Here is a 20,070-nt window from a genome sequence, read left to right as displayed (position 1 = left end):
GAACTCCGCCGGGGTGGACGGCAGTGCCGCAGTATGAATCGTTTCTCCGCGACCCGTCGTCGCCTCCTGTCCGCGTTCCTCGGCAGCGCCCTGCTCGGCGGGGCCGGCCTCGCCGCCACCGCGGCCCCGGTCACCGCCGCCCCCGTGCCCGCCACCGGCTCATCCGCCGGAACCGTCTCCCTCACCATCCGGCACCTCGACCGCGCCGGCCGCCCCGCCGCCGCGTACGAGACGACCGTCACCGGCCTGTCCGGCGCGGGCGCCGACGCGTCCGCGCGGCCGTACGACGCCGACGGCACCGTCACCGTGCGGCTCCCGCGCGGGCGGTACGTGCTGGACAGCGCCCTGACCGCCACGAAGGACGGCGGCACCGACTGGATCGTGCGGCCCCGGCTCGACCTCGTCCGCGACACCACCGTCACCGTCGATGCCCGCACCGCCCGCCCCGTCGACGTCCGTCCGCCGGACGCCGCCGCGCGCTTCCGGCACGGCGGGATGTTCCTGACCGTCTCCCACGGCGGCGCCGAGCGGTTCCTCAACCGGGTGCAGGCCCGGCCGGGCCTGCGCGTCGCCCACCTCGGCCCCGCCGCCGAACCCGGCTCGGTGCGGCAGTGGTACGACGCGTACTGGTCGTCCCCGAGCGGCGTCGACTACGCCCTCGGGCACGCCGTCACCGGCGACCGCGCCCTCACCGGGCTGGTCCGGAAGCCCGCCGCTGCGGAGCTGGCCACCCTGAGGGTCCGCGCCACGCGGCCCGGCACGCTGGACCTGCAGCCGTCGGCGGGGCCGACCGTGGGGATCTCCCGGGTGCTGACGCCGGCCGCGCCGGCGACGTACCGCGTCACGCCGGGCCGGGGCACGTACGACGTCTCGTACGCGCCCGACGGCGGCCCCCGCGAGAACGCCGACGGGCTCGTCCTGCGGCCCGGGCGCACGACCGTCCTGACGTTCCCGGGCGGCGCCGCGGGGCGCTGAGGGCTGGGCTTCAGGCGCTGAAGCGTCCGAAGCGGCCCCGGTGGAACAGCAGCGGCGCGCCGTCGTCCTCGGCCCCGAGCGCCTCGACCGCGCCGACGACGATCAGGTGGTCGCCGCCCGTGTGCACCGCGCGGATCGTGCAGTCGATCCACGCGGGCGCCCCGGCCAGCCGGGGCGAGCCGGTCACCGGGGCGGGGGCGTGGTCGACCCCGGCGAACTTGTCGGCGCCGCTGACCGCGAACGCCCGGCACAGTCCGCCCTGGTCCGCGCCGAGCACGTTCACGCAGAACGTGCCGGCGCGGGCGATCCGCGGCCAGGTCGTCGACGTCCGGGCGACCATGAACACGACGAGAGGCGGGTCGAGGGAGAGCGAGGCGAAGGACTGGCAGGCGAAGCCCGCCGGCCCGTCCTCGTCCCGCGCGGTGATCACCGTGACGCCGCTCGCGAAGTGGCCGAGGACGCGGCGGAACTCGCCGGGGCCGACGGGCGCGCGCTCGTCGTCGCGGACCGCGCGCAGCTCGGGGCGGGGCGCGGACGCCCGCCCGTACGGCGTCCCGGCGCTCGCGGGGGTCCCGGCCGACCTGAGGTAGCGGACGGCGGTGGCGGCCATCCCGGCATGTCCCATCACACCGTCCATTGAAGCTGACGGTTCGTCAGATGGGAAGGGTCGGGAGCAGGCCCTGCGTACAGTGGCTGGCATGTTCGTCAAAGTCTGTGGGCTGCGCACCGAGCGGGACGTCGACGCGGCCGTCGCGGCGGGCGCCGACGCCGTCGGCCTCGTCCTCGCCGAGAGCGTCCGCCGGATCGACGCCGCCACCGCCCGCCGCCTCGCCGCGCGCGTCCCCGAGCCGGTGCTCACCGTCGGCGTCTTCCGCGACCAGCCGCTGGAGGACGTGCGGGCGGCCGTCGAGGAGACCGGCGTGCGCGCCGTCCAGCTGCACGGCCACGAGGACCTCGCCTACTTCGAGGCCGTGCGCGGCTTCCTGCCGCCCGGCCGGACCCTGATCCGTGCCGCGTCCGTGCGCGAGCAGGCCCCGGCGTACGGGGAGCGCGGCGAGGACGTGCTGCTGCTCGACGCCCCGGTGCCGGGCGCGGGGGAGACCTGGGACCTCACCGGCAAGCGCCTCCCCGGGCCGGACGTCCGCTGGCTGCTGGCCGGCGGGCTCACCCCGGCCAACGTCGGCGCGGCGATCCGCACCGCCCGCCCGTGGGGCGTGGACGTCTCCAGCGGCATCGAGGCGAGCCGCGGCGTGAAGGACCCGGAGCTGATCCGGGCGTTCCTGAAGGCGGCGCGGGAGGAAGCGGCGTAGCGGAGGAGCAGGAGCGGGTTCGGCAATCTCCCCCGGGCCATGGAGAGTTGAACTAGCCTTCCCCGCGTGGATCAGTTGACCGGCGAGGACCCCACCCACATCGGCGCCTACCGCCTGATCGCCCGGCTGGGCGCGGGCGGCATGGGGCTGGTGTACCTGGGCCGCTCCGAGGGCGGCCGGACCGTGGCCGTGAAGGTCGTCCAGGCCGAGCACGCCGGGCACCCCGAGTTCCGCCGCCGCTTCGCCCGCGAGGTGGAGGCCGCGCGGCGGGTCGGCGGCGACTGGACGGCGGCGGTGCTCGACGCGGACCCCGAGGCCGCGGTGCCGTGGGTGGCGACCCAGTACATCCCCGGCCCCGACCTCACGTCCGTGGTCGCCGAGGACTACGGGCCGCTGCCCGAGCACTCGGTCCGCACCCTCGCGAACCGGCTCGCCCTCGCCCTGCAGGCCGTGCACGGGGCGGGCCTGATCCACCGCGACCTCAAGCCGTCGAACGTGCTCGTCACCGTCGACGGCCCGCGCGTCATCGACTTCGGCATCGCGCGGGCGATGGACAGCCTGGCCGGGGACAGCCTGCACACCCGCACCGGGATGCTGATCGGCTCGCCCGGCTTCATGTCCCCGGAACAGGTCCGCGGCCTCGAACTGACCCCGGCGAGCGACGTGTTCTGCCTGGGCGCGGTGCTCGTGTACGCGGCGACCGGCCGGCTGCTCTTCGGCGCGACCGACACCGGCCTGAACGCCCACCTGTTCCGGGTGGCGGAGGAGGAGCCGGACCTGACCGGCGTACCGGAGTCGCTGCTGCCGCTCGTACGGGCCTGCCTCCAGAAGGACCCGGCGCTGCGGCCCACGCTTCAGCAGATCGCCGAGGGCACGGCGGCGGACCGCGCGGAGGAGTGGCTGCCGGGTCCGGTCCTCGCGCAACTGGGGCGGCACGCGGCGCAGTTGCTGGACTACGCGCCGACGGACGCGCGGGTCCCGGTGGCCGGGGCGCCCGCCGCCGCGCCGGTGCCGCCGCCGCCCGCGTACGCGCCGACGACCCCGGCGCACCACGTCCCGCCCCAGGGCTTCGGCCCGCCGCAGGCCCCCGCCCCGTACCCGTACCCGCAGGCCCCGGCGGGGCCGAACCCGAAGCGGTGGCGGGGCCTGACGGCGGCGGTGCTGGCGCAGCTCGCGGTGCTGTTCGCGGCGGGGGTCTTCGACCTGTCGCTCGCGGAGGTCCAGGGCGATCTGGGCCTGGCTGTCGGCGAGTTCGGCCTGCTCTACGGTCTGTACGCGGTCGGCATCGCCGCGACGCTGGTGCTCGGCGGACACCTCGCGGACCTCGTCGGCGCCCGGCGGACGACGGCGATCGGGCTGAGCGGGCTCACGGCCGCGTGCGTCGTCGGCGGTCTGGCGCCGTCCTTCGGCCTGCTCGCCGGGGGCCGGGCCCTGCAGGGCCTCTGCTCCGGGCTGGTCCTGTCGGCCGCGCTGTCCCTGGTGGCCGGCGGCTTCACCGAACCGGCCGAGCGGCGGCGGGCGTTCGGGGTGTGGGCGACGGTGCTCGTCGGCAGCGCGGGGGTCGCGGCGTTCGCCGGCGGCTGGCTGACCGAGCTCCTGAGCTGGCGCATGGCAGCGTTCGCGGGCGTACCCCTGGCGCTGGCCGCGCTGGTCTGCGTGCTTGCACTGCCCGCAGGCGTCCCGGGCGAGGGCCGCCGCTTCGACACGGCCTCGGTGCTGCTCGGCACCGGGGGCGCGCTGGCGTGCGTCTTCGGCCTGACCCTCGACGGCCTGGGGGGCGGCCCCCGCCCGCTCTGGTCCCCGCTGACCCTTCTGGCCTGCGTCGCCGGCCTCGGGCTGCTCACGGGCTACCTCCAGCGGCAGACGAGGCCGGGCGGGCCGCTGGCCCCGCGGCACCTCGGCGGACTGCTCGCCCTGGTGGCGGCCGGCGCCGGCGTCCTGACGCTGCTGTGGACGGTGAACACGTACCTGGTGCACGGCGCCGGCTACGCGCCGGGCATGGCCGGCGTGCTCCGCCTGCCGCTGGTCGGCGCGGCGGCGATCGGCGGCCTCGCCCTCGCGCCGGCGCTGACGCGGCGTGCGGGTACGCGGCTGTCCGCCACGGCGGGCCTGCTGGTCGCGGCGGCCGGCGTGGCGCTGCTGACCGCCCTCGACACCGGGGGCGGCCTGGCGATCGCCCTCGCCGCCATGGTCCTCGCGGGCCTCGGTGCCGGTCTCGCCCTCGGCCCGCTGCTCGCCGCCATCACGGCGGACGCGAGCCCGCTGCACGTGGGGGGCGCGGCGGCGGCCGTGCTCACGGCCCAGCAGATCGGCGAGTCGCTGGGCGGGGCGGTCCTGTCCACCCTGCTCGACGACATCGGCGGCGACGAGGTCGAAGCCGCCGGCTCGGTCGGCAACGCCCTCCTCCACGCCTATGCCCGCAGCAACTGGTGGGGTGCGGGCGCCCTACTCCTCGCCGCCCTCCTGACGGCCACGACGCTGCGGCCGGCACCGCGGGACGGAGCGGCCCGCTAGGGGGTGTCCGGAAAGTCCCGCCTGGCTCGCGACGCCCGGCATGCTCCCCCGCTGCCTGAAGGGCGCGGGGGGACCCCCAGCGGCGTTGTCGTCGGTCGCCATGGCGAGCCATGACTCCCTCCTCCGCCTTGCGATGACACGCGCCAGACGCCGCGAGCCCTGCCCTTCGGGCAGACGACGCCACTTTCCGGACACCCCCTAGGGCTCCCTACCGTCCCCGGTACTCCGGTGTGCGGCGCTCCACGAAGCCGGCCACGCCCTCGTGCGCGTCGTGGGTCGTCATGTTGAGCTCCTGCGCGGTGGCCTCCGCGGCGAAGGCGGTGGCGCGGTCGGTGTCCAGGGAGGCGTTGACGAGCTGCTTCGTCAGGGCGAGGGCCCGCGTGGGGCCCTGGGCGAGGCGCTCGGCCCATGCGCGGGCGGTCTTCTCCAGGTCCTCCGGCGGGACGACCCGGTTGACCAGGCCCATGCGTTCCGCGTCCGTCGCGTCCAGCGCGTCGCCGAAGAACATCAGCTCCTTCGCGCGCTGCGGGCCCACCAGCCGGGGCAGCAGGTAGGCGCCGCCGCCGTCGGGGACGAGGCCGCGGCGGACGAAGACCTCGATGAACCGGGCGCCCTCCGCCGCGAGCACCAGGTCGCAGGCGAACGCCAGGTGCGCGCCGATGCCGGCGGCCGTGCCGTTGACCGCGGCCAGCACCGGCTTCTCGCAGTCCAGGACGGCCGCGACGAAACGCTGGGCGCCGCGCCGGATCGTGCGCGCCACGTCACCGGCCACGGGGTCCCCGCCCGACGGGACGCCCCGCAGGTCCGCGCCCGCGCAGAAGCCGCGGCCCGTCGCGGTGACCACCACCGCCCGGACGGCCGGGTCCGCGGAAGCGTCCTCCAGCAGGGCGACGATCCGCTCCCGCTGCTCCCAGGAGACCGCGTTCAGCACGTCGGGGCGGTTGAGGGTGATCCACGAGACGCCGTTCTCGATGCGGTGCAGTACCTCGTCCACGTACGCCTCCTCAGCGGCACACCGCGAGCGCGTCGAGCGCCACCGCGCCCTGGCCGCGCGGCAGCACCATCAGCGGATTGATGTCCAGCTCGGACAGTTCGCCGTCCAGCTCCAGGGCCATGCGCTGCACCCGCAGCACGACCTCGACCAGCGCGTCGACGTCGGCGGGCGGCGCGCCGCGCACGCCCTCCAGAAGGGCCCGGCCGCGCAGTTCGGCGAGCATCGCCCGCGCCTGGTCCTCGCCGAACGGCGGGACCCGCACCGCCGTGTCGTCCAGGACCTCCACCAGGACCCCGCCGAGCCCCACGGTCACCGTCGGCCCGAACAGGGCGTCGCGGGTCACCCCGACCACCATCTCGACGCCCTTCGCGACCATCTGGCACACCAGGATCCCGTCGAGGCCGACGCCCTCGTAGCGGGCGATGTCGGTGAGTTCGCGGTACGCGTCGCGGACCTGGCTGGCGGAGGTCAGCCCGACCTTCACCAGGCCCAGTTCGGTCTTGTGGGCGAGCTGCGCGCCGGACGCCTTCATCACCACCGGGTAGCCGACGAGCCCCGCCGCCCGGACCGCGGCCGCCGCGCTGGTCACCAGCTGTTCGCGCGGCACCCGGATCCCGTACGCCCGCAGCAGCTGCTTCGCCGCGTGCTCGCTGAGCCGCTGCCCGGGCCGCATCAGGGTGCGGGCCTTGCGGAAGGAGGGCGACGGGGTGCGCGGGGCGTCGTCGAAGGGCGAGCGGTACGCGGCGGTGAAGCGGTGGTGGTCCAGGTGGGCGCGGACCGCGGTGATGCAGTTCGCGAAGGTGCGGAAGGTGGCGACGCGGGAGGAGCCGAGGAGGGTGCGACGGTACGCGTCCTCCGTGCCGACCGGCGACCCCCACACCACGCAGACCAGCTTGTCCGTCGTCTCGGCGGCGTCGACGAGGTCCTGCGCGAGCTTGTCGCTCATGGGCGGGAAGGGGCCGGTGATGGGGCAGACGAGGACGCCGACGGACGGGTCGGCGAGGATCGCGTCGATGATCTTCCGGCCGCGCCAGTCGCCGACGGGGTGGCCGCCGTTGTCGACCGGGTTGGCCACGCTGAGGTACTCCGGGATCCACTGGTGCAGCTCGTCCTGCTTGGCGTCGCTCAGCGTGGGCAGGGTCAGGCCCGCGGCGGTGGCGAGGTCGGCGAAGTGGGCGCCGGTGCCGCCGGAGATGGAGTAGACGACGACGCCGTCGGCGACGGGCCGGCGGGCGCGGGCGAGCAGGGCGGCGGTGTCCTGGAGTTCGTCGAGCCCGTCGACGCGGATCACCCCGTACTGGCGCATCGCCGCGTCGACGACCTTGTCCGCGCCGGTGAGCTTGCCGGTGTGGGAGGCCGCGGTGCGGGCGCCGGTCTCGGTGCGGCCCACCTTGACCGCGACGACCGGGACGCCGGCGCGGGCGGCGCGGTCGGCGGCGAGCAGGAAGGACCGGCCGTCCTTGAGGCCCTCGACGTAGCAGGCGATGGCCCCGACCTCGGGCCGCTGGGCGAAGTACGCCAGGAAGTCCGCGGTCTCCAGGTCGGCCTCGTTGCCGGTGGGCGCCCAGTGGGAGAGCCGCACGCCGAGTTCCTGCAAGGTGAAGACGGGCCGCCCCTGGTGGCCGGACTGGGTGATGAGGGCGACGGCGGGGCCGTCGAGGTCGTCCCGGAACCGCTCGAAGGCGTTCAGGTTGGTGTTCGGCCCCAGCAGCCGCACCCCGGACGCCTTCACGGCCTCGGCGAGCCGTTCCTGCGCGGCGGCGCCCTCCGCGCCGGTCTCGGCGAAGCCGGAGGCGAAGGCGACGGCGAACTTCACCTTCGCCTCCGCGAGTTCGGCGATCAGCGGCAGCGGGTCGGCGACGAGCAGCACGGCGAGGTCGACGGTCTCGGGCAGCGCGCCGAGGGACGGCACGCAGGGCAGCCCGAACACGCTCTCCCGGCGCGGATGCACCGGGTGCACCCGGGCCCCGACCCGCTCCGCCCACGCGAGCAGCTGTCGCGTGATCCCCGTGTTGGGCCGTCCTTCGGCGTCGGACGCCCCGACGACGGCGACGGACTCGGGCCGGAAGAACCGGTCGAGGTCCGGCACGGCCGCGTACAGCGCCCGCCCGCTGACGTCCACGTCCCCCGGCGCGGCCGCCACGCCGTGCACGACGTTGCCGCGCTCCTCACCGCAGGCCACGACACGGGCGCGGAGATCGGTGGTGAAGGTGCCGTGCGTCGAACCAAGCATCGTTCCGCCCGCTCTCCTGCTCACCGGCCACCGCCGACCCGACGGCGCCGTCGGTCCACTGAACTGACGCACAGTCAGGTTACAAGTCTGACGGCCAGTCAGGAACAGTCGTGCAGGGAGGAACGGGCGTGCGGGGAGGAGCGGCCGTGCGGGGAGGAACGTCAGCGGCCGGAGGCGATGCGCCTCGCGATGCGTTCGGCGTCTCTCGCCAGTTCGCGGAGCATGCCGCTGATGGGGTTGGTGAAGCCGGTGAAGTACAGGCCGGGGGCGTTCGGCGGGGAGACGGGACCGGGCGTGCGGGGGCGGCCGCGGTCGTCCAGGACGCCGAGGTGGCCGACCAGGGGCTCCAGGCCCCGGCGGTAGCCCGTGGCGGCGACGACCGTGTCGGGGGTCAGGCGGGTGCCGTCGGCGAGAACGACCTCGGCGCCGTCGAAGGACTCCACCGCGGCGACCGGTTCCACCCGGCCCGCGCGGATCGCGTCGATCAGGCCCACGTCCTGGACCGGGATCGCGCCCTCGCGGACGCGGGAGTACAGGCCCGTGTCCGGGCGGGGCAGGCCGTGGGCCGTCAGGTCCGGGACCGCGACGCGGGCGAGCAGCCGGCCCGCCGCGTCCACCAGGCGCACCGGCAGCCGGCGCACGAGGATGCCGGTGCGCTGGGCCGGCCAGCCGGCCGTCGAGCGGCGCACGATGTGCGGCACCGTGCGGATCGCGAGCCGCACCCGCGCCGCGCCGCCCTCCGCGAGGTCCGCCGCCAGCTCCGCGCCGGTGTTGCCGGCGCCGACGACCAGGACGTCCTTGCTGGCGTACGGCGCGGGGTTGCGGTACGCGCTCGCGTGGAGCAGTTCGCCGGTGAAGCCCTCCAGGCCGGGCCAGTCCGGCAGCCTCGGCGTGTGGTTGTAGCCGGTCGCGACCACCACCGCGCGGCCCGTCAGCCGCCGCCCGCCCGTCGCGTGCAGCAGCCACGTGCCGTCGTCCGCGCGCTCGATGCGGTCGACCTCGACGCCGGTGACGAGCTCCAGCTCGTGCACCTCCGCGTACTTCTCCAGATAGCGCACCACGTCGGCGCGGGCGACCCAGCGGCCGAACGAGCGGGGCATGGGCAGTCCGGGGAGCGCGGAGAGACGGCGCGTGGTGTGCAGCCGCAGCCGGTCGTAGTGGCCGCGCCAGGACGCGCCGACCGCGTCGGACTTCTCGAGGACGACCGCGCGGACGCCCCGGGTGCGGAGCGCCGCCGCCGCGGCGAGTCCGCCCGGCCCGCCGCCGATGACGTAGACGGGGTGGACGGAGGTGTCGTGGGAGGTGGTGACCATGACTTCCGAGCGTAATGACGTGGTCACCTCATGGGTCTCGGTCAAGACGGGAATCGGTTGCGAATCGGTCACGCTCGTGCGGTCTTTGTGTGCTCCGTGCGCAGCCCTTGCGCCCGGGGCCTTCCGTCCGCTCAACTGACGTACCGTCAGATCCCGTTCGTGCACGCCAGGGAGGGCCCCGATGCAGACCGTCTGGCTCACCGGCGCCGAATGGCTCGCCGTCCTCCGCATCGGCCTCGGCCTGTGGTGGCTGGAGAGCTGGCGCCACAAGGACAGGAAGGGCTGGTTCGAGCGCGGCACCGGCATCGCCTGGGCCGCAGAGGTCGCCGCAGAGCACCGCTGGGGCTTCGTCCGCGGCGGGTTCGAGCGGGTCGTCGCGCCCCGCCCCCGGCTCATGGCGTACGTCGTCGTGTACGCCGAACTCGCCCTCGGCCTCGGGCTCGTCCTCGGCTTCCTCACCCCCGTCGCCCTGGCCGGCGGGCTGCTGCTCAACCTGCTCTATCTCGTCCTGATGATCCACGACTGGGCCGAGCAGGGGCAGAACGCGATGATGGCGCTGATCTCGCTGGTCGCCCTCTTCGCGCTGTCCTGGCAGACCTGGTCCCTCGACCACGCGATCGGACTCTTCGGATGACCTCGTCGCCCCGGTACGACCTGCCCGACGTCGACGCCTTCACCCGGCCCTACTGGGACGCCGCCGGCGAGGGCCGGCTGCTGATCCGGCGGTGCCGGGACTGCGGGCGGGCCCACCACTACCCGCGCGAGTTCTGCCCGTCCTGCTGGAGCGAGGACGTCGCCTGGGAGGAGGCGAGCGGGCGGGCGGAGCTGTACACCTGGTCCGTCGTCCACCGCAACGACCTGCCGCCCTTCGGCGCGCGGGTCCCGTACGTCGCCGCGGTCGTCGACCTCGCCGAGGGGCCGCGGATGATGACCGAGGTCGTGGACTGCCCGCAGGACGCGCTCCGGATCGGGATGCCGCTGCGGGTCGCCTTCCGGGCCGGGGACGAGGGGCCCGCGACGCCGGTGTTCCGGCCGGCCTGAGCCTGCTGAGCCTGCTGCACCCCGGGGCCGGGAGCGTCTCCGCGCCCGGACCTCACGGCCAGAGCAGCTCCCGCGTCCAGCCGTCCGCGGTGCGCCGGTAGTGGAGCCGTACGTGCCGCCGCCGTTCGTCGCCCTGGAAGAACTCGGCCTCCACCGGCTCCAGGACGTACGCCGTCCACGTCGCCGGCTCCAGGTCCGGCTCCAGCCGGGCCCGCTCCCAGGCCGCCTCGCTCGCGGCGGCGAGGGTCTCCAGGTCGGGGAGCGGCTCGCTCTGGCGGCCGACCAGGGCCGCGGCCAGTGCGCCGGTCGAGCGGGCGTGCAGATCCGCGTACGCCTCCTCGGCCGTGCCGGTCACGACCCGGCCCCGGACGCGGACCTGGCGGCCCTGGACGGGCCAGTAGAAGCCGAGCGCCGCCTGCGGGCGGGCGGCGAGCTGCCGCCCCTTCGCGCTGCTCGCGTGCGAGGCGAAGTGCCAGCCGCGGGCGTCCGCATCGTGCAGCATCAGCGTCCGCACGTCCGGCAGCCCCGCCTCGTCCACCGTCGCCAGGTGCATGGTGTGCGGCTCGACCGCCCCGGCCGCGGCCGCCTCGACGAACCACGAGCGGAAGAGCGTCACCGGCTCGTCGGGCACGTCCGCCGGATCGAAGGCGGGCAGTCGCGTGTCCCACACCCGGAGGGACCTCAGGGCCCGGTGGAAGGCGTCGATGTCGGTCATGGGCCCCGACCCTACGCCGCCGTCCGCGCACCGGCCGGCAGGCCGTACTCGGTGACCGGCACCGCGTGCGCGGCGGCCTGGATCTCGTCGCGGATCTTCTTCGCGATCAGGTTCCGCCACGGGGTCCTCGGCAGGGTGCGGACCATGAACATCCGCAGGGCGATCTTCCACCGCCGGTCGACCGTCATCTCCTTGACGAAGCCCTCGGCCATCCTCTGGTTGCGCTCCACGCCCGGCCGCATCACCCGCTCGTACGCCGCGAACGCCGCCCGGTGGTCGCCGCCGGCCGCCGCCAGCTCGCCGGCCAGCGTATACGCGCCGAGCAGCGCGAGTCCGGTGCCCTGGCCGGAGGCGGGGGAGGCGCAGTGGGCGGCGTCGCCGAGCAGCACGACCCGGCCCTTCGACCAGCGGTCCATCTCCACCAGCGCCACGGAGTCGAAGTAGAAGTCGCCGGCGTCCGCCGCGTGCCGCATCAGCCGGGGCAGCTCCCACCGGCCGTCCGCGAAGGCGTCGGCGAGCAGCCGCTTCTGCGCGGCGACGTCCCGGTGGTCGTAGGACAGTTCGGCGGCCGGGGCGAAGACGAAGAGGTTCTTCGCGTCGGTCTCGCCGGCGGAGCTGTAGACGCAGGCCAGCCGCCCGGGGGAGGCGTGGTACGTCTCCCAGCGGTCCAGGCCCAGGTGGTTGGGCGCGGTGAAGATCGAGATGTACGCGCCGAGGTGCCGCGTGAACCGCCGTTCGTCGCCGAAGACCAGCCGGCGGGTGTGGGAGTGCATCCCGTCCGCGCCGACCACCAGGTCGAAGCGCCGGCGGCCGCCGCTCTCGAAGGTGACGTCGACGCCGTCGGCGTCCTCGGCGAGCGTGGCGACCGAGTCGCCGAAGACGTACTCGACGTCCTCGCGGGTCCGCTCGTACAGGATCCGGGCCAGCTCGCCGCGCATGATCTCGTCGTCGCCCTCGGCCCGCCCGCCGAAGATCTCGGCGGGCATCTCGCCGACCGTGCGGCCCTCGTCGTCCACGTACGAACCGCCGCGCATGTCCGTGGAGCGGGCGCGGATCTCGTCGAGGACGCCCATCCGCCGGCAGACCTCGATCGCGGTGCCGCGGATGTCCACCTTGTACCCGCCGGTGCGCAGTACGGGGGCGCGCTCGACGACGGTCGGGACGAAGCCGTACCGGTGCAGCCAGTACGCGAGGGCGGGTCCGGCGATCGAGGCGCCGGAGATGAGGACGGTCTTGGCGGGGGCGGCGGTACGCGTCATGGCAGGACTCCCTCGTCGGGTGGGCGCGGGACCGCTCCGGCCCCGCACCGACGACTATACGGATGTACTACACGCCTGTCTATGACACCTGTATAGATCTCCGCTCTCGGCGGTGCGGTGCGCCGTCTGCCCTCGCCCCCCTCAACCCCGGCCCAGCACCACCGTTCCCGAGGAGCAGAACCAGCCCCCCGTCCCCGAGGCCACCGCCAGCTCCGGCAGGCTGCCGTCCGCCCGTCGCACCTGCCGGCCCACCGCCTCGCCGCGCAGCTGCCGCACCGCCTCCACCAGCAGGAACAGCCCCCGCATCCCCGGGTGGCAGGCCGAGAGGCCGCCGCCGTCGGTGTTCACCGGCAGCCCGCCGCCCACCGTCAGCCGCCCCTTCTCGACGAAGGCCCCGCCCTCGCCCTTGGCGCAGAAGCCCAGGTCCTCCAGGGTCACGAGGGTCATGTACGTGAACGCGTCGTAGATCTGGGCAAGGTCGACGTCGGCCGGGCCGACCCCGGCCCGCTCGAACGCCAGCCGGCCGCTGACGGCGGCCGGCGAGACCGTGAAGTCCTCCCACTCCGACATCGTGGTGTGCGAGACGTGCTCGCCCGTGCCGAGCACCCAGACCGGAGTCCTCGCCGTGTCCGGCACGTACTCCTCGGCCGCCAGCAGCACCGCGCAGCCGCCGTCGCTGCGGATGCAGCAGTGCAGTTTGGTGAACGGGTCCGCGATCATCGGCCCGGACAGCACCTCGTCCACCGTGATCGGCTCGCGGAACATCGCCTCCGGGTTGAGCGCCGCGTTCGCCCGCGCCTGGACGGCGACCTCGGCGAGCTGCTCCAGGGTGGTGCCGTACTCGTGCATGTGCCGCCGGGCGGCCATCGCGTACTTGGCGATGAGCGTGTGCCCGTACGGCACCTCGAACTGCAGCGGGCCGCGCGCCCCGAAGGAGAGGTTCGAGGTGCGCCGGCGGGCCTTGATGTCGGCGCGCGCCGTGGAGCCGTACACCAGCAGCACGGCGTTCGCGTGCCCGGCGGCGACGGCGTCGGCCGCGTGCGCGGCCATGACCTCCCAGGCGGCGCCGCCGACGGCGGTCGAGTCCACCCAGCGGGGCCGCAGCCCCAGGTACTCGGCGACCTCGACGGGCGCCAGGGTGCCGAGCCCGGCCGAGCCGAAGCCGTCGATCACCGCCCGGTCGAGCCCGCTGTCCGCGAGCGCCCGCCGCGCGGCCTGGGCGTGCAGGGCGTAGGGGGTGGCCTCGTCGACGCGGCCGCCGTCGGAGAGGGATATGCCGACGACGGCGACGCGTCGTCCGGCGCGGTTCCGTGGAGTGGTGGGCATAAACCTGACGGTACATCAGATACCGTTCGGCGAGCCCGGCCCGGACGGCGTCGATCCGTTCCGCCGCACCCCTGGGCATCCCGTGCGGACCGCCCTAACATGACGGCTCGTCAGATACGGAGGGGAGCTCCATGGACGCCGCCTTCACCGGGGAGCAGGACGAGATCCGACGCACCCTGCGGGACCTGCTCGCCAAACGGTCGGGGCCCGACGAGGTCCGCGCGGCGGTCGCCACCGCCGCCGGGCACGACCGCGAACTGTGGGCGCTGCTCGCCGAGCGGCTCGGGCTGCCGGGGCTCGCGCTGCCCGAGGAGTACGGGGGCGTCGGCTGCGGGCCCGCCGAGCTCGCGCTCGCCTGCGAGGAGACCGGACGGGCCCTCACGCCCTCGCCGCTGCTCGCCACCACGGTCCTCGCCGCCCCCCTGATCGCCGCCCTCGGGACCGGGGCACAGCGCGCCGCCCTGCTGCCACGGCTCGCCTCCGGGGCGCTCACCGCAACCCTCGCCGTGCCCGGCGGCTCGCTCGCCGTGGCGCTCGGGCTCACCGCCGGCGATCCCGACTGGGCCGGCGGCGGACGGGCCGGCGGGGTGCAGGCGCGCCCCGCCGGGGACGGCTGGACGCTGTACGGGGAGGCCGGGCAGGTACTCGACGGGCACAGCGCCGGGCTGCTCCTGGTCGCCGCCCACACCGGCGGCTTCGCCCGCAGCCGCACCCTGCTCTTCCTGGTCCGCGCCGACGCGCCGGGCCTCACCCGCACCCGCCGGACCGCCCTGGACGAGACCCGGCCCCAGGCGAGCGTCGAACTGCGCGACGTGCGCGCCGAGTTGCTCGGCGCCGACCCCGCCGACGTGGCGGGCGCGCTCGCCCGAGCCGGACGGACGGCGGCGGCCGTCGTCGCCGCCGAGGCGGTCGGCGCGGCGGCCCACTGCCTGGACCGCACCGTCGCGTACGTGAGCGCCCGCGAGCAGTTCGGGCGGCCGATCGGCGCCTTCCAGGCCGTCCGGCACCGGCTCGCCGACCTGTACGTCCAGCTCCAGGCGGCCCGCTCGGCGGCCTGCTACGCCGCCTGGGACGCCGGCCGTCCCGGACCCGGCGAACCCGGAGCGGCGCCGCTCGCGCTGGCGCAGTGCCTGGAGACGGCGCGGGCCGTCACCGCCGAGACCATTCAGCTGCACGGCGGCATCGGCTTCACCTGGGAGCACGAGGCCCACCTGTACTTCAAACGGGCGAGCGCCGACGAACTCCTCCTCGGCCCCGTGCACCGGCTGCGCGCGGCCGCCGCGCAGGAGGCGGGGCTGCTCGCCCCGTACGGGACCGGGAAGGGGGCGGCGGCCTGATGCCGGTCGGACTGCGCCTGATGCAGAAGGTGTCCGCCACGCGGACGTTCGCGCGGATCGCGCCGTACTTCGTCCCCGCCATGGACCGCGCGGTCCACCGGCTGACCCGCGGCAGGGTGCTGCCCAGCGCCCGGATGCTGCCCGGGGTGGTCCTCACGGCCCGCGGCGCGAAGTCGGGGCTGCCGCGCAGCACGCCGCTGGCCTGCATGCCGGAGGAGTCCGGCGCGAGCTGGATCCTGATCGGCTCGAACTTCGGCCGTCCGGGGCATCCGGCGTGGACGGCGAACCTGCTGGCCCATCCGGACGCGGAGGTGAGCTGGCGCGGGGAGACGATCCCGGTGCGGGCGCGGCTGCTGACAGGGGAGGAGCGGGAAGCCGTCTGGCGGGCCGTGCTCGGCTTCTGGCCGCCGTACGCCACGTACCAGGAGCGGGTGGAGCGGGAGATCCGGCTGTTCCGCCTCGTACGGCGCTGAGGCCGGGGCGAGGTTCCGCCGGGCGAGGGGGCGGCGCGGGCCCGGGCACGGGAACGCCGGCGGCGGTCGTGGCGGGGCGCCGACCGCCGCCGGCGCGACAGGACGTGAAAGGGGGGGGCGCTGCGGCCCGGGGGAGCCGGAGGCTACTTCGTCGGCTTCTTGCCCGTGATCCCGAGGTGCACCAACAAGGCCAGGCTGGGCTTGAGTTCGGCCTGCTTGACGCCCCAGCTCTGGAAGCCCTTCTGGTGGCCGGCCACCGAGGCGAGCATCGCGACGAGCGAGCCGGCCATCGCCGCCGGGCTCACGTCCTTGTCGACCTTGCCCTTGGACTGGAGCTCCTTCACCGCGTCCGTCAGGGAGTTGGTGACCGAGTTCAGGATCTTCATGCGGATCTTGTAGAACCGCTTGTCGCCCTCCGCGGCTCCCAGATCCACCACGCGCAGGATGGCGTCGTGCTTGCGCCAGAAGTCCAGGAAGCCCTCGACGAGCTCCTCCGAGGTCTGCCAGCCGGCCTTGCCGACCCAGGAACGGCCGGAGACCAGATCGGTCAACCCCGCGCCCTCCTTGGCCATTTCCTCGGCGATCTCGAGCACGGCGCCCTCGACGTCGGGGAAGTACTGGTAGAACGTCGCGGGCGAAGTGCCCGCCTTCCGGGCCACGTCGATGACCTTGACGTCCCGGTAGGGAGAGGAGCTGAGCATCTCGCTGAGGCAGTCGAGCAGCTTCTGCCGCGTCGCCTGACCTCGTCGACCGGCCACGCGGCCGTCGACGGTGCGTACTTGTCCTGTCATGCCGTCAGCTTACCGAGGGGTGTTCGGGGCGCGATTCGGCCGACTGCAAATGGGGTGCACCCCCGGGGAGCGCTCCCGGGGGCCGCCGCGAGCACCGCGGCCCCGCCCGCGCGGGCCCCGGCTCTCCCCCGTACGGGAATAGGCTTATGAACAGCCTGTGGACAACTTCGGTGGACAACCATGCTGCCAAATGTTCGATATCAGGGGGTGCGGGCCGATTCGCCCCGGCCTAGCGTGGACACCGGATACCGGTGTCTGGAAGGAACCACGCCCATGGCCGTATTCGCAGAGGGCACGCCGTGCTGGGCGGACGTCCAGCTCCCCGACATCGAGGCGGGCAAGCGCTTCTACGGCGAGCTCTTCGGCTGGACCTTCGACCCGGTCACGCTGGAGGCGCGGATCGACGGCCGGCGCGCGGCCGGGCTGGTGCCCAAGCGGGACGGGCGGATGCCCACCACCTGGACGGTCTACCTGGCCACCGGCGACGCCGGCGTCCTCGCCCGGCGGATCGAGGCGGCCGGCGGCCGGATGGTGATGGCGCCGTACCCGGTGGGGCCGTACGGGGTGACGGCGCTGGCCGCAGACCCCGGCGGGGCGGTCTTCGGGCTGCGCCAGGGCGGCGAGCGCGACGACGGCTTCCAGACCCGGATGGAGCCCGGCTCCTTCTGCTGGATGGAGGTCTACACGCGCGAGAAGGACGCCGTGGACACCTTCTACGCGGCCGTCTTCGGCTACGTCGCCCAGGACCTCGCCGAGGGCAGCCTCGACTACCAGGTCTGGTCCCCGCCCGGCTCGCGGCCCGGCGACGACACCTCCTTCGGAGGCCGCGCCGTGATCACCGACGCCTTCCCGGCGGAGATGCCCGGCCACGTCCTGATCTACTTCGCCGTCCAGGACGTCGACGCGGCCTGCGCCGCCACCGTCCGGATGGGCGGCCGGATCACCAACGAGCCCTTCGACACCCCGCACGGCCGCATCGCCGTCCTCACCGACAACCAGGGCGCCCGCTTCGGCGTCCTCGCGGAACCGGCGGCGGAGGGCGACTCCGCGAAGGGTGGCTCTGCGAAGGGCGACTCCGCGGAGGGCTTCCGGACGGGTGACGCCCCGGAGGGCGAACCGGAGGTCGAGGGAAGCGCGGAAACGGGCGCCGGAACGCGTGCCGGAACAGGCGCCGAGGCGGGTGAGGAATCCCTCGCCGACCGGCCCGCTCCCGGCAGTACAGCGAAAACGGCCGAAAAGTCCGCTGAAAAGCCCGACGATATGACCTAGGACACCCCGATCCGCCCCCGGGTTCGCAACCGCCGCCCCGGACAGGAAGAATCAGGGGGCGACCGGGCCGTACTCTCATGGCCCGTACGGGGAGGTGGCAGGCAAGTGGAGCAGCTGACGCAGCACGACCCGAGGCGGATCGGTCCCTTCGAGGTGCTGGGCCGGCTCGGCGCCGGAGGCATGGGCCTGGTCTATCTCGCGCGCTCGGCGTCGGGCCGGCGCGTGGCGATCAAGACCGTGCGGACGGAGCTCGCCGAGGACCAGCTGTTCCGCGTCCGGTTCACGCGCGAGGTGGAGGCCGCCCGGGCGGTCTCCGGGTTCTACACCGCGGCCGTGGTGGACGCCGACCCCCGGGCCGCCGTGCCCTGGCTGGCCACCGCGTACGTGCCCGCGCCCTCGCTCGAGGAGATAGTGAACGAGTGCGGGCCGCTCCCGGCCCAGGCGGTGCGCTGGCTCGCGGCCGGCGTCGCCGAGGCCCTGCAGTCCATCCACGGCGCGGGCCTGGTCCACCGCGACCTCAAGCCCTCGAACGTCCTCGTCGTCGAGGACGGCCCCCGGGTGATCGACTTCGGCATCGCGTCCGGCGTCTCCAACACCCGGCTGACCATGACCAACGTGGCCGTCGGCACGCCCGCGTACATGTCGCCCGAGCAGGCCCGCGACTCGCGCAGCGTCACCGGCGCCAGCGACGTGTTCTCGCTGGGCTCGATGCTGGTCTTCGCCGCGACCGGCCACGCGCCCTTCCACGGCGCGAACCCGGTCGAGACGGTGTTCATGCTGCTGCGGGAGGGCCCGGACCTGGCCGGGCTGCCCGACGAGCTGCGGCCGCTGATCGAGTCCTGCATGCAGATGGACGTCTCGCTCCGGCCCACCCCGGCCGATCTGCAGGCCCAGCTCGCCCCGCACCTCTTCGGCTCGGGCAGCGACGACAGCGGCACCGCCTCGGCCTGGCTGCCGCAGAGCGCCGTCGCCATGATCGAGACCCGTCGCGGCGGCGGCCGCACCACGCCCCCGCGCCCGACGGGCCCCGGCCCGTCCGGACGGCCCCCGACGCCCCCGCCGCCGCCCGGACCGCCCCCCGGCCCGCAGCACGACCCGCGCTCCCCGGTGGGCGCCGGCGTCGGCGGTGGCCGGCACGCCGGGCCCGCCGAGTCGCCGCACGCCGACGGCCCGGTGCGCCTCGCCGGCGCGGCCGTGCCGATCGGCCCCGGCCCCCGGGTGGCCGACACCCGAGCCGCCGTCGTCGCCGACGCCGGACCGGCCACCGGCTGGATCCGCCCGCCCGGCGCGGAGCCCGGCCCGACGCCCGGCACGCGGCTGCCCGGGCCGACCCCGCCGGCCGAGCCGCCGGCGCCGCCGGAGCCCGGCCACTGGCGGCCCTGGCGGTTCCGCATGTCCAACGACGTCTGGGGCACCCCGGTCGTCGCGGGCGACCTGCTGTACGTGACGTCCTTCGAGGTGCACGCCCTGGACACGGCCAGCGGCCGGCGCCAGTTCAAGACGAAGGACGTCGCCTGGGCGATGGCCGTCGCCCAGGGCCGCATCCACGCCTCCGACGGGCCCAGCCTGTACGCCCTCGACGCCGCCGACGGCACCGAGCGCTGGCGGCTGTCCACGGACGCCTGGGTGTACTCGCTCAAGGTCGACCGGGGCACCGTCGTCACCGGCACCCGCGGCGGCGGCGTCCAGGCCTGGGAGGCGTCGAACGGGGCGAAGCTCTGGGAGCTGAGCGGCGCGCAGACCGACTTCGAGACCCCGGAGGCCGGTCCGGCGGTGCACGGCGACACCGTGTACGTGTGGAAGGACGCCCGGCTCCGGGCGCTGGACGCGCGGACCGGCGGCGAGCGCTGGTCGTACCCGATCGGCGACGCCGCGTCCTGCGGCAACGTGCCGGTCCGGGTGGCCCCGGCGGAGGACGGCTGCGTGTACGTGTCGGCCGGCACGCGCGTGCTGTCGATCGACATCTCCGGCGGGCACGTCCGCTGGCATTTCGAGGCGCCCGCGGTGTTCCTCTCGCCGCCCGCGTTCGTGCCGGGCCCGGCGGTGACCGGCGGAGGCGTGTACCTCGCGGACTACCTCGGCACGGTGTACGCGCTGGACGCGACGACCGGCCAGGACCGCTGGCGGATCGCCACCGAGCAGCGCCAGTCCGGCGAGCCGGTCCTCGTGGACGCGGGGAACGTGCACGTGGCCAGCGGCAGCGCCCTGTACACGCTGGACGCGGTCACCGGCACGCCCAAGTGGCGGTTCCCCGCGGGCGGCCCGATCACCGGCAGCCCGGTGGTCGCCGACGGCCGGCTGCACTTCGGCTCCGCCGACCACGTCCTGTACACGCTGGACGCGGCCGGCGGCCAGCTCCGCTGGAAGCTGGCGACCGGCGGCGAGATCACCGGTTCGCCGGTGGCCCGGGGCGGCGTCGTGTACGCCTGCAGCAAGGACCGCTGCGTGTACGCCCTGGACGCGGTGAAGGGCACGGCCACGGGCCGGGGCTCGGCCCAGGCCCGCGCCTGAGCCCGCTCA

The 20,070-nt window shown here is 75.2% G+C and carries 17 protein-coding genes; 9 read left to right on the top strand and 8 right to left on the bottom strand.

The genetic code is table 11. The features are described from left to right. Window positions 1-33 precede the first annotated feature (33 nt). The gene (locus ACNJ93_RS13375; protein WP_418957625.1) at window positions 34-975 is read left to right on the top strand and encodes a hypothetical protein; all 942 of its coding nucleotides are present in this window, start codon (window positions 34-36) and stop codon (window positions 973-975) included. Between the two features lie 10 nt (window positions 976-985). Here ACNJ93_RS13375 and ACNJ93_RS13370 read toward each other — a convergent pair whose 3' ends face one another. Then, the gene (locus tag ACNJ93_RS13370; RefSeq protein WP_418957624.1) at window positions 986-1,600 is read right to left on the bottom strand and encodes a flavin reductase family protein; all 615 of its coding nucleotides are present in this window, start codon (window positions 1,598-1,600) and stop codon (window positions 986-988) included. A 73-nt stretch (window positions 1,601-1,673) separates the two neighbouring features. On the opposite strand from ACNJ93_RS13370, the gene ACNJ93_RS13365 reads away from it, so the two are divergent. Both ACNJ93_RS13365 and ACNJ93_RS13360 read left to right on the top strand, forming a co-directional pair. Further along, the gene (locus ACNJ93_RS13365) at window positions 1,674-2,285 is read left to right on the top strand and encodes a phosphoribosylanthranilate isomerase (protein ID WP_418957623.1); all 612 of its coding nucleotides are present in this window, start codon (window positions 1,674-1,676) and stop codon (window positions 2,283-2,285) included. 66 nt (window positions 2,286-2,351) lie between these two features. Then, a complete protein-coding gene (locus ACNJ93_RS13360) occupies window positions 2,352-4,799 on the top strand; it encodes a bifunctional serine/threonine protein kinase/MFS transporter (protein ID WP_418957622.1) in 2,448 nt (815 codons plus the stop codon). 208 nt (window positions 4,800-5,007) lie between these two features. On the opposite strand, the gene ACNJ93_RS13355 is transcribed toward ACNJ93_RS13360, so the two are convergent. The 3 genes from ACNJ93_RS13355 to ACNJ93_RS13345 all read right to left on the bottom strand — a co-directional run bounded on the left by ACNJ93_RS13355 (window position 5,008) and on the right by ACNJ93_RS13345 (window position 9,339). Then, window positions 5,008-5,793 (bottom strand): enoyl-CoA hydratase/isomerase family protein, encoded by a 786-nt coding sequence (locus ACNJ93_RS13355; protein ID WP_418957621.1) that lies wholly within the window; start codon window positions 5,791-5,793, stop codon window positions 5,008-5,010. Between the two features lie 10 nt (window positions 5,794-5,803). Next, window positions 5,804-8,026, bottom strand: coding sequence for an acetate--CoA ligase family protein (locus tag ACNJ93_RS13350; protein WP_418957620.1), 2,223 nt, complete (start codon window positions 8,024-8,026; stop codon window positions 5,804-5,806). Between the two features lie 161 nt (window positions 8,027-8,187). Continuing rightward, complete coding sequence (locus ACNJ93_RS13345; RefSeq protein WP_418957619.1) at window positions 8,188-9,339, bottom strand: flavin-containing monooxygenase; 1,152 nt, start codon at window positions 9,337-9,339, stop codon at window positions 8,188-8,190. A gap of 181 nt (window positions 9,340-9,520) precedes the next feature. Between ACNJ93_RS13345 and ACNJ93_RS13340 the strand changes: the two genes are divergently transcribed. Further along, entirely contained in the window at window positions 9,521-9,973 is a 453-nt protein-coding gene (locus ACNJ93_RS13340; protein WP_418957618.1) for a DoxX family protein, read from the top strand. After that, on the top strand, window positions 9,970-10,380 hold the full coding sequence (locus tag ACNJ93_RS13335; protein ID WP_418957617.1) for a Zn-ribbon domain-containing OB-fold protein: 411 nt from the start codon (window positions 9,970-9,972) through the stop codon (window positions 10,378-10,380). Before ACNJ93_RS13340 ends, ACNJ93_RS13335 begins: the two co-directional genes overlap by 4 nt. Before the next feature lie 52 nt (window positions 10,381-10,432). Here ACNJ93_RS13335 and ACNJ93_RS13330 read toward each other — a convergent pair whose 3' ends face one another. The 3 genes from ACNJ93_RS13330 to ACNJ93_RS13320 all read right to left on the bottom strand — a co-directional run bounded on the left by ACNJ93_RS13330 (window position 10,433) and on the right by ACNJ93_RS13320 (window position 13,680). Further along, complete coding sequence (locus tag ACNJ93_RS13330) at window positions 10,433-11,095, bottom strand: pyridoxine/pyridoxamine 5'-phosphate oxidase (RefSeq protein WP_418957616.1); 663 nt, start codon at window positions 11,093-11,095, stop codon at window positions 10,433-10,435. A gap of 11 nt (window positions 11,096-11,106) precedes the next feature. Continuing rightward, window positions 11,107-12,354, bottom strand: a complete 1,248-nt coding sequence (locus tag ACNJ93_RS13325; protein ID WP_418957615.1) for an FAD-dependent monooxygenase — start codon at window positions 12,352-12,354, stop codon at window positions 11,107-11,109. A 141-nt stretch (window positions 12,355-12,495) separates the two neighbouring features. Beyond that, a complete protein-coding gene (locus ACNJ93_RS13320) occupies window positions 12,496-13,680 on the bottom strand; it encodes a thiolase C-terminal domain-containing protein (protein WP_418957614.1) in 1,185 nt (394 codons plus the stop codon). Between the two features lie 131 nt (window positions 13,681-13,811). Here ACNJ93_RS13320 and ACNJ93_RS13315 point away from each other — a divergent pair, with 131 nt between their 5' ends. Continuing rightward, window positions 13,812-15,017, top strand: a complete 1,206-nt coding sequence (locus ACNJ93_RS13315) for an acyl-CoA dehydrogenase family protein (protein ID WP_418957613.1) — start codon at window positions 13,812-13,814, stop codon at window positions 15,015-15,017. Beyond that, complete coding sequence (locus tag ACNJ93_RS13310) at window positions 15,017-15,490, top strand: nitroreductase family deazaflavin-dependent oxidoreductase (RefSeq protein WP_418957612.1); 474 nt, start codon at window positions 15,017-15,019, stop codon at window positions 15,488-15,490. Before ACNJ93_RS13315 ends, ACNJ93_RS13310 begins: the two co-directional genes overlap by 1 nt. 143 nt (window positions 15,491-15,633) lie before the next feature. On the opposite strand, the gene ACNJ93_RS13305 is transcribed toward ACNJ93_RS13310, so the two are convergent. Next, window positions 15,634-16,281 (bottom strand): TetR family transcriptional regulator, encoded by a 648-nt coding sequence (locus tag ACNJ93_RS13305; protein WP_418957611.1) that lies wholly within the window; start codon window positions 16,279-16,281, stop codon window positions 15,634-15,636. 273 nt (window positions 16,282-16,554) lie between these two features. Between ACNJ93_RS13305 and ACNJ93_RS13300 the strand changes: the two genes are divergently transcribed. Further along, window positions 16,555-17,550 (top strand): VOC family protein, encoded by a 996-nt coding sequence (locus ACNJ93_RS13300; protein WP_418957610.1) that lies wholly within the window; start codon window positions 16,555-16,557, stop codon window positions 17,548-17,550. Window positions 17,551-17,655: 105 nt separating this feature from the next. After that, on the top strand, window positions 17,656-20,061 hold the full coding sequence (locus ACNJ93_RS13295; RefSeq protein ID WP_418957609.1) for a PQQ-binding-like beta-propeller repeat protein: 2,406 nt from the start codon (window positions 17,656-17,658) through the stop codon (window positions 20,059-20,061). Window positions 20,062-20,070: the final 9 nt, after the last annotated feature.

The sequence above is a fragment of the Streptomyces tritici genome, assembly GCF_048500665.1.
In the GTDB taxonomy this organism is placed as follows: Bacteria; Actinomycetota; Actinomycetes; order Streptomycetales; family Streptomycetaceae; genus Streptomyces; species Streptomyces tritici.
This window is presented reverse-complemented; position numbering and strand designations above follow the sequence as displayed.

Excerpts from the sequence above, each read along its gene's own strand:
- ACNJ93_RS13320 (WP_418957614.1), bottom strand. The coding sequence starts at position 13,680 with ATGCCCACCACTCCACGGAACCGCGCCGGACGACGCGTCGCCGTCGTC.
- ACNJ93_RS13340 (WP_418957618.1), top strand. The coding sequence starts at position 9,521 with ATGCAGACCGTCTGGCTCACCGGCGCCGAATGGCTCGCCGTCCTCCGC.
- ACNJ93_RS13315 (WP_418957613.1), top strand. The coding sequence starts at position 13,812 with ATGGACGCCGCCTTCACCGGGGAGCAGGACGAGATCCGACGCACCCTG.
- ACNJ93_RS13310 (WP_418957612.1), top strand. The coding sequence starts at position 15,017 with ATGCCGGTCGGACTGCGCCTGATGCAGAAGGTGTCCGCCACGCGGACG.
- ACNJ93_RS13365 (WP_418957623.1), top strand. The coding sequence starts at position 1,674 with ATGTTCGTCAAAGTCTGTGGGCTGCGCACCGAGCGGGACGTCGACGCG.
- ACNJ93_RS13330 (WP_418957616.1), bottom strand. The coding sequence starts at position 11,095 with ATGACCGACATCGACGCCTTCCACCGGGCCCTGAGGTCCCTCCGGGTG.
- ACNJ93_RS13345 (WP_418957619.1), bottom strand. The coding sequence starts at position 9,339 with ATGGTCACCACCTCCCACGACACCTCCGTCCACCCCGTCTACGTCATC.
- ACNJ93_RS13335 (WP_418957617.1), top strand. The coding sequence starts at position 9,970 with ATGACCTCGTCGCCCCGGTACGACCTGCCCGACGTCGACGCCTTCACC.
- ACNJ93_RS13300 (WP_418957610.1), top strand. The coding sequence starts at position 16,555 with ATGGCCGTATTCGCAGAGGGCACGCCGTGCTGGGCGGACGTCCAGCTC.
- ACNJ93_RS13305 (WP_418957611.1), bottom strand. The coding sequence starts at position 16,281 with ATGACAGGACAAGTACGCACCGTCGACGGCCGCGTGGCCGGTCGACGA.
- ACNJ93_RS13370 (WP_418957624.1), bottom strand. The coding sequence starts at position 1,600 with ATGGGACATGCCGGGATGGCCGCCACCGCCGTCCGCTACCTCAGGTCG.
- ACNJ93_RS13325 (WP_418957615.1), bottom strand. The coding sequence starts at position 12,354 with ATGACGCGTACCGCCGCCCCCGCCAAGACCGTCCTCATCTCCGGCGCC.
- ACNJ93_RS13350 (WP_418957620.1), bottom strand. The coding sequence starts at position 8,026 with ATGCTTGGTTCGACGCACGGCACCTTCACCACCGATCTCCGCGCCCGT.
- ACNJ93_RS13375 (WP_418957625.1), top strand. The coding sequence starts at position 34 with ATGAATCGTTTCTCCGCGACCCGTCGTCGCCTCCTGTCCGCGTTCCTC.